At 60.4% G+C, this 16,532-nt stretch carries 13 protein-coding genes; 7 read left to right on the top strand and 6 right to left on the bottom strand.

Annotated elements, in window-relative coordinates; genetic code table 11:
- Nucleotides 1-8: 8 nt before the first annotated feature.
- Together H147_RS0104980 and H147_RS0104985 are read right to left on the bottom strand one after the other, a co-directional pair.
- The gene (locus H147_RS0104980) at nt 9-1,055 is read right to left on the bottom strand and encodes a hypothetical protein (protein WP_019954249.1); all 1,047 of its coding nucleotides are present in this window, start codon (nt 1,053-1,055) and stop codon (nt 9-11) included.
- A 31-nt stretch (nt 1,056-1,086) separates the two neighbouring features.
- Nucleotides 1,087-2,682 (bottom strand): phosphate ABC transporter substrate-binding/OmpA family protein, encoded by a 1,596-nt coding sequence (locus H147_RS0104985; RefSeq protein WP_019954250.1) that lies wholly within the window; start codon nt 2,680-2,682, stop codon nt 1,087-1,089.
- Between the two features lie 13 nt (nt 2,683-2,695).
- Here H147_RS0104985 and H147_RS20930 point away from each other — a divergent pair, with 13 nt between their 5' ends.
- The 4 genes from H147_RS20930 to radC all read left to right on the top strand — a co-directional run bounded on the left by H147_RS20930 (nt 2,696) and on the right by radC (nt 6,926).
- A complete protein-coding gene (locus H147_RS20930; protein WP_162561633.1) occupies nt 2,696-3,010 on the top strand; it encodes a hypothetical protein in 315 nt (104 codons plus the stop codon).
- An 18-nt stretch (nt 3,011-3,028) separates the two neighbouring features.
- Entirely contained in the window at nt 3,029-4,933 is a 1,905-nt protein-coding gene (gene dnaK / locus H147_RS0104990; protein WP_019954251.1) for a molecular chaperone DnaK, read from the top strand.
- Nucleotides 4,934-5,005: 72 nt separating this feature from the next.
- A complete protein-coding gene (gene dnaJ, locus H147_RS0104995) occupies nt 5,006-6,154 on the top strand; it encodes a molecular chaperone DnaJ (protein WP_019954252.1) in 1,149 nt (382 codons plus the stop codon).
- Nucleotides 6,155-6,188: 34 nt separating this feature from the next.
- Nucleotides 6,189-6,926 carry a RadC family protein gene (radC, locus tag H147_RS0105000; RefSeq protein ID WP_019954253.1) on the top strand — a complete coding sequence of 246 codons (738 nt, stop codon included), beginning with the start codon at nt 6,189-6,191 and terminating at the stop codon, nt 6,924-6,926.
- A 2-nt stretch (nt 6,927-6,928) separates the two neighbouring features.
- On the opposite strand, the gene H147_RS20270 is transcribed toward radC, so the two are convergent.
- Both H147_RS20270 and secA read right to left on the bottom strand, forming a co-directional pair.
- Nucleotides 6,929-7,900: a hypothetical protein gene (locus H147_RS20270; protein WP_162561634.1), complete on the bottom strand. Its 972-nt coding sequence runs from the start codon at nt 7,898-7,900 to the stop codon at nt 6,929-6,931.
- Between the two features lie 106 nt (nt 7,901-8,006).
- Nucleotides 8,007-10,700 carry a preprotein translocase subunit SecA gene (gene secA, locus H147_RS0105010; protein ID WP_019954255.1) on the bottom strand — a complete coding sequence of 898 codons (2,694 nt, stop codon included), beginning with the start codon at nt 10,698-10,700 and terminating at the stop codon, nt 8,007-8,009.
- Nucleotides 10,701-10,895: 195 nt separating this feature from the next.
- Between secA and H147_RS0105015 the strand changes: the two genes are divergently transcribed.
- Genes H147_RS0105015 through mutT form a run of 3 tightly spaced genes read left to right on the top strand, consistent with a single transcriptional unit; the run spans nt 10,896 to nt 13,354 of the window.
- The gene (locus H147_RS0105015; protein ID WP_019954256.1) at nt 10,896-11,738 is read left to right on the top strand and encodes a peptidylprolyl isomerase; all 843 of its coding nucleotides are present in this window, start codon (nt 10,896-10,898) and stop codon (nt 11,736-11,738) included.
- A gap of 6 nt (nt 11,739-11,744) precedes the next feature.
- Complete coding sequence (gene argJ / locus H147_RS0105020) at nt 11,745-12,959, top strand: bifunctional glutamate N-acetyltransferase/amino-acid acetyltransferase ArgJ (protein ID WP_019954257.1); 1,215 nt, start codon at nt 11,745-11,747, stop codon at nt 12,957-12,959.
- A complete protein-coding gene (mutT, locus tag H147_RS0105025) occupies nt 12,956-13,354 on the top strand; it encodes an 8-oxo-dGTP diphosphatase MutT (RefSeq protein WP_019954258.1) in 399 nt (132 codons plus the stop codon). The genes argJ and mutT overlap by 4 nt, the downstream gene beginning before the upstream one ends.
- Before the next feature lie 46 nt (nt 13,355-13,400).
- Here mutT and infB read toward each other — a convergent pair whose 3' ends face one another.
- Together infB and H147_RS0105035 are read right to left on the bottom strand one after the other, a co-directional pair.
- Nucleotides 13,401-15,893, bottom strand: coding sequence for a translation initiation factor IF-2 (infB, locus tag H147_RS0105030; RefSeq protein WP_026352261.1), 2,493 nt, complete (start codon nt 15,891-15,893; stop codon nt 13,401-13,403).
- Nucleotides 15,890-16,522 carry an RNA-binding protein gene (locus tag H147_RS0105035; RefSeq protein WP_019954260.1) on the bottom strand — a complete coding sequence of 211 codons (633 nt, stop codon included), beginning with the start codon at nt 16,520-16,522 and terminating at the stop codon, nt 15,890-15,892. Before H147_RS0105035 ends, infB begins: the two co-directional genes overlap by 4 nt.
- Nucleotides 16,523-16,532: the final 10 nt, after the last annotated feature.

The raw sequence follows: 16,532 nt of genomic DNA on the forward strand, positions 1-16,532 counted from the left end.
ATCTTCGTTCACTGACCGGCGCTGATCAGAGATTGCAGGCAGGTCGAGCGCACCCGCGTCAGGTCGGACGGCGCGCGTCCCCGGACAAGGTCGGTCAGCGACGTGACTGCCCGATCGGATGCAAGATACACATCCGCAGGAACGGCGGCTTCGGCCGGGGATCGCACGGCCAACAGGGTCTCATAGCCGCCGATGATCTCGAAGGTCTGGATCTTGCACTGGTAATCGGCAGCCGCGTCGGGGCAGATATCGCACATGCGGTTGATGACGCCGACCCTTGGATCGACCTCTCCCAGCCGGGTAAGGCTCGCGTCCAGCGTCACAAGGTCAGCAGTGGCAGGAAGCCTGTTGCCGCGTCCGCGAACAACCTCGATCAACTCGTTCAGGCCCACGGAAAAGTTGCCGCTCAGCCCCAGAACGCGTTCCAGCCGCTTCAAAGCCAGCAGACCCGGCACCTTTTCAGGGCTTTCGTCCGCCAGAAAGCGGCTCATGCTGATCGTGCGGTTTTCGCTGGCAAAGTAATCGGTCAGCCAGGTCATGAAACCGACCTGCGCCAGTTCCGCGTTCTCGGCAGGAAGCGACTGGATCAGGTTGAAATACCCGTTGTTCAGCGTGCGCCACAAAATCCACTCGGCCTTCGACTTTTCGTCGACGGATTGCAGATCCGCTGCCGAATCGATCGGGTCGAGGTTGGCCTCGTACCAGAACAAGGCATCGCCCAGTGCCGCATTGGAAGTGCCTTCCAGCGTCAGCAACCAGTTGACGGTCGAGCCGTCATCACTGACGAAACGCAGCAGTTCGGCCCGTTCCTCGCGCGTCAGGCCCAGAAGGAAATCGGAATAGCCGCCGGGGATGGTGTCACGGTCCACCTGACCCAGGATCAACTGGGCCGTTGTGTCGCCATTGCGGGCCTCTACGGCAAGGGCGGGCAGGCCGTTGGCGTCATCACCGGACAGCCACAAGTTGACAGCATCCGAAAATCCGGTCTGCTGTGCCGCCGCTGGATGCATCATTGCAACCAAGATGGCTCCGGCCGCGATCAAGTTCTTTGTCATCGTCAAGCTCCTGTACGTTGTCTGGCCGGGTTCAGCGGGATTCGGTGACGACATCACGCAACCAGACTTCGACACGCCGGTTGATGCGGCGGCCATTGGCCGTTTCGTTGCAGCTGAGAGGAGAGATTTCCCCAAAGCCCACGGCGCGTACAGGCAGGTCATCGGACGCAAGCGACGGTGCAACAGCGAACAGTGCCTGACGGACCTCCTCGGCGCGCTGCTGGCTGAGAGCGAGGTTGGAGTCACCGTCACCGATGGAATCCGTGTAGCCGATCAACAAAAGCTCTTTGTTGGTGATGTCGCTGGTGGCAAGCAGGTTGGCAAGGCGCACGATGTCATCCTGCGCACGCGCATCAAGCTGCGACGACCCCAACGCAAAGCGGAAAGTGATCGACGAACGGTCAGCCGCCGTCAGAGATTGTGTCATTTCGCGCAGCTGCGGCAGGGTGACTTCGACATCATCGGTCAGGATCGACGCAAGATACCGCAGGCCCTGTTCGTTGTTGGACTGGAACGAAATGCCCAGATCGACATATCCCGCATCGCTGACCACGGCTTGTGCGGCTGGCGTTTCAAGGAACTGCATCAACCGGGTCAATTGCGCCGGTGCCGTCGCGTTGTCGCTGTAGGCATAAAGCCGGCGGCTCAACGGGTATTCTTCGGTCTTGATGGTGAACGGCGTGGCCTGCACCTGAATGCCGCAAACGCCGCGGACAGCCAGAATCTTGGCATCACCGGCATCGGCAAGGCTGGTCACGCCGATGCCAAGCGGGTCGGACGCAACGGCCTCTGCGAGGGCAGCATCTGTTTCGGTGCGCAGGGTGGTATCAGAGACGCGCAGTCCGGCCGGTTCCATGACCAATTGATCGAAAACCACGCCCGTACCGCTTTCGGGGTCGCGGCCATAGACGTTGATCCGCGCGGACGGACCGCCGACATCGGCCCAATTCGTAACCTCACCGGCAAAGATACGGGCCAGGTCGGCCTCGGAAATGGCACGGACCGGGTTTGACTGCGATGTGATCGCGACCAGCGCATCCAGCGCGAAAATCGTCTGCTGTTCTTCTGTGGTCGGATCGCCCTTTCCGGCGCTCGCAAAAGCGCGTCCTTCCGCCTCTGATACGGCGCGGGTCGAAACGGCCAAAGCCGCATTGCCAGCAATGACATCGGCGATGCCTTGCGCCGACCCGACAGCCGCCAGCGTGATTGACGCGGCTTCTCTTTCGGCTTCGTCCAGCAGGCTGATCGTCGTTGTATTGCCTGACTGCCCGGTGACATTCGCAGCACCGCCAAAGTCTGCGCTGAACGCGGTGATCAGGTCGCTGAACACGCCAGAGATGAGCCCCGCCGAACCGGCGATCGCAAAGCTTTCGGCAGTGGTGTCGATCTCGGGGCAGGCTTCACCGTCGCAGGTCACCAGAAAGGCGTTCACTTCAAGCGATCCGAAAACAGTGCCGAGAACGTAGACCGATCCGTCATACGACAACAATTCTCCGCGCAGGGTCAGTTCGCCGTCAAGACTGTTCAGCGTCACGTCTTGTGCGGCAACGGCTGTCGCAAGTGACAGACAGACCCCCGTCCCGAGCGCGAGCGTCGCAGGCCAGCGAAATAGAGATTGCTTTGTCATATGGTCGTACTCCTTGGAAAACTTTGTCTCTGATTGGGGCACGAAAAACGCCTCAATTGAGCCTAAAATCGTTCGTTTCTGCGGCAGCACGCTCTTTGTTTCCAAATGGTGCACGAAGGCCACCGTTCCGCCGCTGCACCAGGACCACTGGATCGGGCCCTCGGGTCTTCGAAAGTATAGTTTTTACGCTTTTGCCGCGTCCGTTACTGTTGCAGCCCCCATATGGCGCACCTATATACACGCCAACGTCGGGTCAGTGATCGACGCTGTGACACGCATGAAACTGGCGCGGGTGCCGAAATGGGTTCGCGCTGCTCAAACCGCCTAAAGTAGAGGGATTTGAAAAATGGCCAAAGTGATTGGTATCGACCTTGGGACGACCAACTCCTGTATCGCGATCATGGACGGGTCTAAGCCCCGCGTGATCGAAAACGCCGAAGGCGCGCGCACGACGCCGTCGATCGTCGCCTTCACCGACGACGAACGCCTTGTCGGTCAGCCTGCGAAACGCCAGGCCGTAACCAACCCCGAAAACACGATTTTCGCCGTCAAGCGCCTGATCGGGCGCCGCTTTGACGACGCCGATCTTGCCAAGGACAAAAAGAACATGCCATTCACCGTCGTTGACGGTGGCAATGGCGACGCTTGGGTGCAGGCGCGTGGCGAGAAATATTCGCCCAGCCAGATTTCCGCGTTCATCCTCGGCAAGATGAAAGAAACCGCCGAAAGCTATCTTGGCGAAGAAGTGACGCAAGCCGTCATCACCGTGCCCGCCTATTTCAACGACGCCCAGCGTCAGGCCACCAAGGACGCCGGTAAAATTGCCGGTCTGGAAGTGCTGCGCATCATCAACGAACCGACAGCTGCGGCGCTGGCCTATGGTCTCGACAAGAAAGAAAGCAAAACCATCGCGGTCTATGACCTTGGCGGCGGTACTTTCGACGTGACCATTCTGGAAATCGACGACGGCCTGTTCGAAGTGAAATCCACCAACGGCGACACTTTCCTTGGCGGTGAAGATTTCGACATGCGGATCGTCAACTACCTTGCCGACGAGTTCAAGAAAGAGAACGCCGTCGATCTGACCAAGGACAAGATGGCCCTTCAGCGTCTGAAGGAAGCTGCTGAAAAAGCCAAGATCGAACTGTCCTCGTCGTCCAGCACCGAAATCAACCAGCCATTCATCTCGATGGGGTCGAACGGCCAGCCGCTGCATATGGTCATGAAACTGACCCGTGCCAAGCTGGAAAGCCTTGTCGGCGATCTGATCAAGGCGTCGCTGAAGCCTTGCCAGGCCGCGATCAAGGATGCGGGCCTGTCCACATCCGACATCGACGAGGTCGTTCTGGTCGGCGGCATGACCCGCATGCCCAAGGTCAAGGAAGAAGTGTCCAAGTTCTTTGGCAAGGAACCGCATCAGGGTGTGAACCCTGACGAAGTCGTCGCCATGGGTGCCGCCATTCAGGCCGGCGTTCTGCAAGGCGACGTCAAGGACGTGGTCCTGCTCGACGTGACGCCTTTGTCGCTCGGGATCGAAACGCTGGGTGGCGTGTTCACCCGCCTGATCGACCGTAACACGACGATCCCTACCAAAAAGTCTCAGGTCTTCTCGACCGCCGAAGACAACCAGAATGCCGTGACCTTGCGGGTGTTTCAGGGCGAACGTGAAATGGCCGCCGACAACAAGATGTTGGGCCAGTTCAACCTTGAAAACATTCCGCCAGCCCCCCGCGGCATGCCCCAGATCGAGGTGACCTTCGACATCGACGCCAACGGCATCGTGGAAGTCGGCGCCAAGGACAAAGGCACCGGCAAGGAACAGAAGATCACGATCCAGGCCTCTGGTGGTCTGTCGGACGACGATATCGAGGCAATGGTCAAGGACGCCGAGGCGAATGCCGAGGCTGACAAAGCCCGTCGCGAGCTGGTCGAAGCGAAAAACCAGGCCGAAAGCCTGATCCACTCGACCGAAAAGTCGATGGAAGAACATGCCGACAAGGTCGATCCCACCACGATCGAAGCCATCGAACTGGCGATTGCAGCACTCAAGGACGATCTGGAAGGCGACAACGCCGGCAAGATCAAATCCGGCGTGCAGAACGTGACCGAAGCCGCGATGAAGCTTGGCGAGGCGATCTACAAGGCCAGCCAGGAAGAATCCGGCGATGCAGAGCCTGAGCGCCGCGGTGCCGATGACGACATCCTCGACGCAGATTTCGAAGACCTGGATGACGACAAGCGCCGCAATTAATTTGGCGGTGCAGGAAATGGACCGGCCCCACACCGGGCCGGTCTTTTTCTGTTCCCAAAGGGGAAACTGATCATGGCAAAACGCGATTATTACGATGTGCTGGGTATCGCCAAGGGTGCTGACGCCGACGCCATCAAAAAGGCCTATCGTCAGAAGGCCAAGGAATTGCACCCCGACCGCAACGCCGACAATCCCAAGGCAGAGGCGCAGTTCAAGGAAGCGAACGAAGCCTATGAGGTCCTGAAGGACGCCAATAAAAAAGCGGCCTATGACCGTTATGGCCATGCCGCGTTTGAAAATGGCATGGGGGCCAGCGCTGGTGGCGGGCCGCGTGGTGCCGGACAGGGCGACTTTGCCAGCGCCTTTTCCGACGTGTTCGACGATCTTTTCGGTGATTTCATGGGCGGGCGCGGTGGCGGTCGGCGCAGCGGTGCCCAGCGCGGCAGCGACCTGCGCTACAACCTGCGCATCAACCTCGAAGACGCCTATGCCGGTCTGCAAAAGACAATCAGCGTCACGACCGCCGTTTCTTGCGGTGCCTGTTCGGGCACCGGGGCTGAAGGCAGTTCTGAACCGCAGGTTTGTCCGACCTGCAACGGCATGGGCAAAGTCCGTGCGCAACAGGGATTCTTTACCGTCGAACGCACCTGCCCGACATGCAGCGGCATGGGCCAGACCATCAAAGACAAGTGCAAGGTCTGCCACGGTGCAGGCCGTGTCGAAAAGGAAAAGTCACTGTCGGTCAATATCCCCGCAGGCGTCGAAACCGGCACCCGCATCCGCCTGAGCGGCGAAGGCGAGGCTGGCGTGCGCGGCGGCCCGCCGGGCGATCTTTATATCTTCATCGAAGTGAACAGCCATCCCTTGTTCGAACGCGAGGGGTTGAACCTTTATTGCCGCGTGCCGGTGTCGATCGCGACCGCAGCCCTTGGCGGCGAAATCGAGGTGCCGACGATCGACGGTGGCCGCAGCCGCGTGAAAGTGCCCGAAGGGTCGCAATCCGGTCGCCAGATGCGCCTGCGCGGCAAGGGGATGCCGGCGCTACGCGGGGGTGGCAGTGGCGACATGATGATCGAACTCGCGGTCGAAACGCCGGTAAAACTGACTGCGCGGCAACGCGAAATCCTCAAGGAATTCGACAAGCTGAGCGAGGATAACAACCCGCAAGGGTCCAGTTTCTTTGACAGCGTCAAATCCTTCTGGGATTCGATGAAGAGTTAACCAAGCAGTAATCGGCGATCCGGCATGATGGGGCATGACCCATTTTGCCGAATCGCGCAGCCTGTTCCCTGAAACCGATAGCCCGCCAGCGGGAAAACTGCCGTCCTACCTGCGCGACCACCGCCAACGGCTGCGCGACAGGTTCCTGTCGGGCGGTCCGACGGCGATCCCCGATTACGAATTGCTGGAACTCGTGCTGTTCCGCGCCATCCCGCGGCAGGATGTCAAACCACTTGCGCGGGCATTGATCGACCATTTTGGCGATTTCAACAGGGTCTTGTCGGCCAGTGTCGCGCAGATTGGGCAGGTACCGGGTGCCGGACCCGCCGTCGCGCTGGAGCTGAAGATCGTCGAAGCCGCAGCCCACAGGCTGGCGCGCGCGCGGGTGATGCAGCGGCATGTGGTGTCTAGCTGGGACGCCCTGCTGACCTATTGCCACACCGTCATGGCGCACCGGGACACCGAACAGTTCCGCATCCTGTTTCTCGACACGAAAAATGTCCTGATCGCCGACGAAGAACAGGCCAAGGGCACGCTGGACCATGTGCCCGTCTACCCGCGCGAGGTTGTGAAACGCGCGCTGGAACTGAACGCGGCCTCCATGATCCTTGTGCATAACCACCCGTCCGGTGACCCGACGCCATCACAGGCCGATATCGCCATGACCCGCCAGATCAGCGATGCGGCGGGCACATTGGGCATGACGGTGCACGACCATCTGATCATCGGAAAATCCTGCGAAATCAGCTTTCGGGCGCAGGGATTGTTCTAACGCTAGTGCAAGGCTGGCATCGGCGGGCTGAACTGATCTTCCAACAAAACGACTGTCCCTGCGGCAGCGCATCCTGGCAAGACAAGCGCCAGGTTCTGCCGCATCACAAGATCCCCGCGATTGATCTGAAACGTCGTCACGTGCGCAGCACGGCCACAGTTCTCGGGTGTCAGGGCGACACCGATCTTGAGCGACATATCGCTTTCGTCCTGCCAGCCGCCCCGCGGATAGGTGAAGATTTCGGCCAGATAAGGGAAATCCGCCTGCGTCGTACCAACACGCTGCACAAATCCGCGCGATCCGGTCGTATCTTGCACCGACGCGGACCAGACGTGCCCCGCATCGCCGATCTGCGCACCTGCCGCGAAGGCGTGGAGCTGCAGATTGCCAGTGCCGCGCCATTGCAGCACGGCGCGATGGTAATTCCGCACCGCAGGAACCGGGATGCTGATACGCGCATGTTCGACATTGTCGATCAACAGCGTGAATTCCGCGTCAACCGCCAGCGCCGGAACATCAAGCGCGAGGTGACCATCGGCACCGGTCGTAGCAGAGAACTGTATCAATCCATGCTGTATGAGGACGTCCTTGTCAGGCATGCAAGGCAGCGACCCCGACAAGGTCACCATCGCATCCGCCGCACGCCGTGCAGACAGATCGACCGGGCAATCGGCAGTCGGCACCGCCATGATCGTGCCAAGCCGGGGGACATTCGCCTCGACATAGACTGCGGAAACCGGGACGGTCGATCTGGTCGACAAGTCATGACGGACAGGGCGCGTCACGACATCCGGCAGACCGAACACCGGCACCCCCTGCGCATTCGCCACCAACATGATCGATTGCGGCTGTAGAGAAACCGCCGCAGGCAGTGGCGCGGTCCGACCCGGTGCCGCACCCTCGACATCGCTTTGCACAAAGTATCCAGCCGCTACCGCCAGCGCGAGAACGACAGACGCGGATCTGACCGTCATGATACCGAACATGCGCACCCCCTACCGTTAGGAAAGAGGCTGCCCTGAAACGATGGTCTCAGAAGGACCCAAAGCAGGCGCTAATGTGTCAAATCCATGTCTGCGATCAGGCAAGACGCCCGTGACAATGCTTGAACTTCTTGCCCGACCCGCAGGGGCAAAGATCGTTCCGCCCCGGATTGCCCCATGTCGCCGGATCGTTTTCGTCAAAACCTTCGCGCGCGCCGGCCGCCGTCGCGACCGCAGGTGTCGCGATCGCGGCGGCAGCCGCCGCTTGCTGTTCACGGAACTGCGCGATCATGCGTTCCTGTTCTTCTTTCGACATTGGCCGGATCTGCGATAGTTTCTTGGTCACATCTGTGCGCAAGCCATCAAGAAGCTTTTCGAACAGCTGGAAACCTTCGGTCTTGTATTCGTTCAGCGGATCACGCTGGGCATAGCCACGCATCCCGACGACGGACCGCAGATGTTCCAGCGTCAGCAGATGTTCACGCCATTTTTCGTCGATCGTTTTCAGCAAGATCTGCTTTTCGACACTGCGCATTGTTTCGGCGCCAAAGGCGTCCGCCTTTTCACCCATATACCTGTCGGCCGCCTCTTCCAGCCGTTCGCGCATGACGTCGTCATCGACACCTTCCTCCGCTGCCCAGTCGACAACGGGCAGGGAAAGCCCCAGATGCGCGGCGACGTCAGCCTGCAAACCCTCGGCATCCCATTGATCTGCATAGGATTTTGGCGGCATATATGTCGTGACCAGATCATCGATCACCTGATCGCGCATGTCCTTGGCGACATCGGCAAGATCGGTGGCTTCCATGATTTCGCGGCGCTGGGAAAACACGACCTTGCGCTGTTCGTTCATCACGTCGTCGAATTTCAGCAACTGCTTGCGGATGTCAAAGTTGCGCCCCTCGACCTTGGCCTGCGCACGTTCCAGCGATTTGTTGACCCAAGGGTGAACGATGGCTTCGCCTTCTTTCATGCCCAGACCGGACAGCACCTTTTCCAACCGTTCCGACCCGAAAATGCGCATCAGATCGTCTTCGAGTGAGAGAAAGAACGTCGACCGCCCCGGGTCGCCCTGACGGCCCGACCGGCCGCGCAACTGGTTGTCGATCCGGCGGCTTTCGTGGCGTTCGGTGGCAAGCACGAACAATCCGCCCGCGGCTTTCACCTTTTCCTTTTCGTCGGCGACTTCGGCCTCGATCCGGGCGCGCAGCGCCTCGGGGTCGATGTCGGGATCAGCCGCCATCGCCTGCAAGACGCGCATTTCCACGTTGCCGCCCAGCTGGATGTCAGTGCCGCGCCCAGCCATGTTGGTCGCAATGGTCACCGCGTTCAGCTTGCCGGCGTCGGCGACGATCTGCGCCTCTTGTTCATGCTGGCGGGCGTTGAGGATGTTGAACTTGATGCTCTCGGCACGTAGCAGATTCGCCAGGAATTCGGATTTTTCAATCGACGTCGTGCCCACAAGGATCGGCTGACCCTTGGCATGGGCTTCCTTGATTTCCGTCACAACGCCGTCGAATTTTTCCTTGGCGGTGCGATAGACCTGATCGTGTTCATCAACCCGCGCAACAGGGCGGTTCGTCGGCACCTCGACGACGCCAAGGTCGTAAATCTCGCGAAATTCGTCAGCTTCGGTCGCAGCGGTGCCGGTCATGCCACCAAGTTTGTCATAGAGACGGAAATAGTTCTGGAAAGTGACAGAGGCGAGCGTCACGTTTTCGGGTTTGATCGACACACCTTCCTTGGCCTCGATCGCCTGATGCAGACCGTCGGACAGACGCCGACCGATCATCATGCGCCCCGTGAATTCGTCGATCAGCACGACCTGATCGTCGCGCACGATATAGTCCTTTTCACGGGTGAACAGGACATGCGCGCGCAGAGCCTGGTTGACGTGATGGACCAGTGTCGCGCTTTCGGGGTCATAAAGCGTCTGACCTTCGGGCAGCAACCCAAGCGTCGACAGCTTTTCTTCAAGGAAATCGTTGCCTTCTTCGGTAAAGGTCGCTTGCCGTGCTTTTTCGTCCACCGTGTAATGCTCGGGGGTGACATCTGGGATCACCTTGTCGATGGCGGCATACATTTCGCTGCGGTCCTGCGCGGGGCCGGAAATGATCAGCGGCGTGCGCGCCTCGTCGATCAGGATACTGTCCACCTCGTCCACGATCGCGAAATTGTGGTAGCGCTGGTACATCTGGTCCAGTTCGGACTTCATGTTGTCGCGCAGGTAGTCGAACCCAAGTTCATTGTTGGTGGCATAGGTCACGTCACAGGCATAGGCGACCTTTTTGTCCGCCTCGCCCTGTTCGGGCACGACAACGCCGGTGGTCATGCCCAAAGCGCCGTAAACCTTGCTCATCCATTCGGCATCGCGGCGGGCAAGATAGTCGTTGACCGTGACGATGTGCACGCCCTTGCCGGTCAGCGCGTTCAGATAGGCCGGAAAGGTCGCGACAAGGGTCTTGCCTTCGCCGGTCTTCATTTCGGCGATATTGCCCTGATGCAGAAAAATGCCACCCATCAACTGCGTGTCAAAGGCCCTCAGACCCAGCGCGCGGCGCGCAGCCTCGCGGCAGTTGGCAAAAGCTTCGGGCAACAGCGCATCAAGGCTTTCGCCTTTCAGCGCACGGTCGCGGAATTCCTGTGTCTTGGCTTTCAGGTCGTCATCGCTCAGCGCCTGAAATTGCGGCTCCAACGCGTTGATCTGCGCGACAAGCGGCCGGGCGGATTTGACTTTACGATCATTTGCAGAGCCAAACACCTTTTTGGCAATCGATCCGATACCGAGCATATTCTCTCCGCCGGCGCTGTGGCGCCTGTCTGACATCTATTTGAGAGGAGGTTGCTTGTAGGCAGGCCGCCAGCCACATACAAAGGGGCCGAAATTGCTCTACGTCGGGCCTCCTCGAGGCTTTCATCGGATGTAAGGGGCCGTGTATAGAGTGTCAACGCCGCGCGGTTGCGCCGCCTATCAAGGGATCGTTTAATGCTGAAACATGTAACATTTTTGGGGGCAGCGGCTGTTTCGCTGTCCGTGGCAACGGGTGCTTTCGCGCAGGACGTGACCGCCGATACCGTTGTTGCCAAGGTTGGCGACACAGAAATCACCGTGGGCGAGCTGATCATCGCACGGTCCATGTTGCCGCCACAATATGCGCAGTTTCCTGACGATATCCTGTTCACCGGCTTGATTGACCAGCTGGTACAACAGCAGCTTTTGGCCGATGTGGTAGAAGATACCCCCCCCAGTGTCCGTTACACCATTGAAAATGAACGGCGGTCCTTGCTGGCCGCGCAGGTGATCACCGATATCGCCGAAACCTCGATCACCCCTGAATTATTGCAAGAGGCTTATCAGGAACGCTTTGCCGACGCGCCCGAGATCCCCGAATTCCGCGCGGCGCACGTGCTGGTCGAGACCGAAGAAGAAGCAAACGCCGCCAAGGCACAGCTTGATGCAGGCGAACCCTTTGCCGAGGTCGCAAGCGCGGTGTCGCTGGATGTGACAAGCGCGAACGGCGGCGATCTGGGCTGGTTCGGCGAAGGCGCGATGGTCACCGAGTTCGAGAACGCGGTCCTTGCACTGGAGGTTGGCGGCGTATCCGACCCGTTCGAGACCCAATTCGGCTGGCACATCGTCACGCTGCTTGACCAGCGCGCGCGCCCCACGCCACCGTTTGAACAGGTCGTCCAGCAATTGACAGCCGAATTGCAAGAAGCTGCCGTGATGGCTTATCTTGATGAATTGTCCGCCGCGACGACCGTCGAACGCCCCGAAGAAGGCGCCTTTGATCCAAGCGTGATCAATCAGGTCGAATTGCTGGATTGATCCGACATGAAAACCTCGCCGCTTGCGCCAGCGCAATTTCCCGACCTGCCTGTCATCGCGGGAGTGACTTTTGCCAGCGCTGCGGCGGGGGTCAAATACAAGAACCGTACCGACGTGATGCTGGCCATCGCAGCGCCCGGGTCGTCGGTCGCGGGGGTATTCACCCGGTCTGCGACACGGTCTGCCCCGGTGCTGGATTGTCAAGCCAAGCTGGGCGGTGATCCGTCCGGTGCTGCGGCGATCCTTGTCAACTCGGGCAATTCGAACGCCTTTACCGGCAAGAATGGTGTCGCCAGCGTCGCAGCGTTGACAAAGGCCGTCGCGGATCAGACAGGTGTGCCTGTCGGACGTGTTTTCACCGCGTCCACCGGTGTCATCGGCGAACCGCTGCCGCATGACCGCATCATAGGGAAGCTCGCCGAACTGCACGAAGGCCAGACCGAGGCTGCGATCAAGGACGCCGCACGAGCGATCATGACGACCGACACGTTCCCCAAAGGGGCCAGCGCCCCCATCACGGTCGGCGGCAAGACCGTTCAGATCGCAGGGATCGCCAAAGGCTCCGGCATGATCGCGCCCGATATGGCGACGATGCTGGTCTATATCTTCACCGATGCGCTGATCGGGCAGGAACCGCTGCAAACGCTCGTCTCGCGGCACAACGACCAGACGTTCAACTGCATCACGGTGGACAGCGACACATCGACATCCGACAGCCTGATCGCCGTGGCGACGGGTGCGTCGGGTGTCGATGTCACCGGCAATGCCGATTTCGCGGCGGCGCTGCATCGCGTGATGCTCGACCTTGCCCATCAGGTCGTGCGCGACGGCGAAGGCGCGACCAAATTCGTCACCGTCGCCGTGACGGGTGCCACCGATGACGCGGACGCACGCAAGGTCGCGATGGCGATCGCGAACAGCCCGCTGGTCAAGACCGCCATCGCGGGCGAGGATGCGAACTGGGGCCGGATCGTGATGGCCGTCGGCAAGTCCGGTGCGAAGGCCGACCGGGACAAGCTGTCGATCCGGTTCGGAGACATCACCGTCGCTGAAAACGGCTGGCGCGCACCGGATTATTCCGAGGATGCGACGAGCGCCTATATGAAGAACGCCGAGCTGGTCATCGGCGTTTATCTTGGGCTAGGAGCGGGGGAAAGCACCGTCTGGACCTGCGATCTGACGCACGGATATATCGACATCAACGCCGATTACCGGTCGTGAAACTGGTTCTTGTTTCTGCGGTCGCCCTGATCGACGCGGACGGGCGGGTGCTGCTGGCGCAGCGCCCTGCAGGCAAGGCGATGGCCGGTCTGTGGGAATTCCCGGGCGGCAAGGTCGAACAGGGCGAAACGCCCGAGGCCGCGCTGATCCGCGAATTGCACGAGGAACTGGGGATCGGCACATGGGCGTCCTGCCTTGCGCCGCTGACATTCGCCAGCCACGCCTATGCCGATTTTCACCTGCTGATGCCGCTGTTCGCCTGCCGCAAATGGGAAGGTACGCCGCAATCGCGCGAAGGGCAGGCGCTGAAATGGGTGCGGGTCAATGAGTTGCGGGATTATCCGATGCCAGCGGCGGACATCCCTCTGATCCCGATCCTGCGGGACTGGCTATAAAAAAGGCGGCCCAAGGGGCCGCCTTTTTCTATTATGGCAGAAGCCTTTACAGGTTCCGTTCGACCGATTCCCGCTCGAAAATCTCGATCACGTCGCCGGGGCGGACATCATCGTAGTTTTCAAACGCCATGCCACATTCCTGACCCGACTGAACCTCGGCCACTTCGTCCTTGAAGCGTTTCAGGGTCTTCAGCGTACCTTCGTGGATCACGACATCGTCGCGCAGCAGGCGCACACCGGCAGAGCGGCGCGCCACACCTTCGGTGACCAGACAGCCCGCAACCTTGCCGACATTGGACACCTTGAACACGTCCTTGATCGCCGCGTAGCCGATGAACTTTTCGCGGATCTCGGCGGACAGCAGGCCCGACGCCGCCTTTTTCACGTCATCCACAAGATCATAGATCACCGAATAATAGCGGATCTCCACGCCCTTTTGGTTGGCCGAATTGCGGGCGGTTGCGTTGGCGCGGACGTTGAAGCCGAACACCGGCGCCCCCGAAGCCTCGGCCAGGCCGATATCGGTTTCGGTGATCGCGCCGACACCCGAATGCAGCACGCGCACGCGGACTTCGTCGTTGCCGATCTTTTCCATCGCCTGAACGATCGCCTCGGCAGAGCCCTGCACGTCGGCCTTCACCACGATGGGCAATTCGCTGACGTTCTGGTTCGCCTTGGCATTGGCCATCAGCTGTTCCAGCGTGGTGGCAGCACCGGCAGCGGCGCGTTTTTCCTTGGACGCCTTTTCACGGTATTCCGCGATCTCGCGCGCCTGCGCCTCTGTCGATACGACGTTGAGCACATCGCCTGCTTCTGGCGTACCATTCAGACCCAGCACCTCGACAGGGACGGCGGGGCCAGCCTCGGTGACGCGTTCGCCCTTGTCGTTGATCAGTGCACGGACCTTGCCGTATTGTTCGCCGACGACAAAGATGTCGCCCTGCCGCAAGGTGCCGTTCTGGATCAGCACGGTCGCGACCGGACCACGCCCGATATCAAGCTGCGCCTCGATCACGGCACCGACCGCAGAGCGATCGGGGTTGGCCTTCAGTTCAAGGATTTCTGCCTGCAGCGCGATTGCTTCCAGCAGGCTGTCGAGCCCTTTGCCCGTCAGCGCCGACACTTCGACATCCTGCACATCGCCCGACATCTTTTCGACGACGACTTCGTGCATCAACAGGTCCGTGCGGACCTTGTCGGGGTTGGCAGATGGCTTGTCGATCTTGTTGATCGCCACGATCATCGGCACTTTTGCCGCTTTCGCATGGGCAATCGCCTCGATCGTCTGCGGCATCACGGCGTCATCGGCAGCAACCACCAGCACCACGATATCCGTGACCTGTGCCCCGCGCGACCGCATCGAAGTAAAGGCGGCGTGGCCGGGCGTATCAAGGAAGGTCAGCAGCGACCCGGAATCGGTTTTCACCTGATAGGCGCCGATGTGCTGGGTGATCCCGCCGGCTTCGCCAGCGACGACCTTTGCATGGCGGATCGCGTCGAGCAGCGATGTCTTGCCGTGATCGACGTGGCCCATGATCGTGACGATGGGCGGACGCGAGACAAGGCTCTTTGGATCGTCCGGGATCGCCTTGATCACGTCTTCGACGTCAGCATCAGACACACGAACAACGGTGTGGCCGAATTCCTCGATGATCAGCTCAGCGGTATCGGCATCGATCGACTGGTTCTGCGTCGCCATGATCCCGTTGTTCATCAGCGCCTTGACCACATCGGCGACACGTTCCGCCATCCGGTTGGCCAGTTCCGACACGGTGATCGCGGGCGGCAGGGCCACATCCCGGAACACCTTTTCACGCTCTGCCGATCCACCCATCGCCTTGGCGCGGGCACGGTCCTGCTTGCGTTTCATCGCGGCCATCGACCGTTGGCGGCCACCTTCGCGGCCGGTCAGCGCGTCGTTCAATGTCAGCTTGCCAGCGCGGCGACCATCGTCTTCGCGGCCAGGCTTGACCTTCGCGGCCTTTTCACGGGCGTCGCGTTCGCGGTCGACCTTGCGGGGACCAGCGGCAGACGGACGATCAACAGCGTTTTCACCGGGCAGGGCGCTGGCATCGGCACCAGCGGGTGCGGTGTCGGCCTTGACCTTGGCGGCGGCGCGTTCTGCCTTGCGCTTTTCTTCTTCGGCCTTGGCTTTGGCGCGTTCTTCACGTTCGCGGTCTTCGGCCTCTTTGGCTTCCATTTCGGCGCGGCGGGCCTCGCGGTCAGCGGCGCGTTCCTTTTCTTCGGCTTCGCGCTTGGCGGCTTCTTCGCTTTCACGCGCGCGGGCCATGGCAAGCGCCTTCATCCGGCGTTCGAGTTCGACATCCGAAATGCCAGCGGGCCGCTTGGTCGGGTCGCCGCCCATCTGCACACCAGTCGATCCGGCGGGCTTGGCCGCACCGGGTTTGGGCACCACAACGCGTTTGCGTTTGGTTTCCACCACGACGTTCTTGGTCCGCCCATGGCTAAAACTTTGCTTCACGTTGCTTGGACGTGACCCACCAAGGCCGAGTGGCTTTTTTCCGTCGTTATCGCTCATCTAGCTTCTTTATCCTTCCCGGAGGCCCCATCGCCGCCGTTCCCTTCGCGTAATCCGCGTAGCTTTGTGGCTTCCTCTACAACACGATCGCTGAGTCCACCAGTCGCAAGCGCGCCATGTATCACACTTTGACGCCCAAATGCCAAACCCAATTCGGCTGACGTCAGGCAACCGAAGTATCGCGCACCTTCGGGCGTCCAAAGCTTGGTCTTGCCGCGCTCTGATCCATCAGAGGCTTGCACCAGCACGCGGACACGTTCGCCGCCCGCCAGCCATGCCTTGACCTTTTCAAAGCCGCAAACAGCACGGCCAGCCTTGCGCGTCAAGGCGATCAGATCGACGGTGCGGCGCGCAATCTGGCGTTCCACCTCGTCCACCAGACCGTCCGGCACCGTCAAGGCCTGCTTGGCCGAGCGTGAAAACTGGCCCTTGCGAGCCTGTTCCAGAATGGCGAGGTCGGCAGTGACATACATGCCCCGTCCGGGTAACTTGCCCAAAATGTCCGGCACGACCTGATTGTCCGGTCCGATGACGAACCGGATCAGTCCCGCTTTTGGCTGGACCTCTCCGGTGACGATGCATTTGCGTTCTGCATCGCCGTTTTCATCTTTATGCCCGCCACGCGTCATTCAGTTACTC

Origin of the sequence: Yoonia vestfoldensis DSM 16212 (assembly GCF_000382265.1) — a bacterium.
Classification (GTDB): Bacteria; Pseudomonadota; Alphaproteobacteria; order Rhodobacterales; family Rhodobacteraceae; genus Yoonia; species Yoonia vestfoldensis.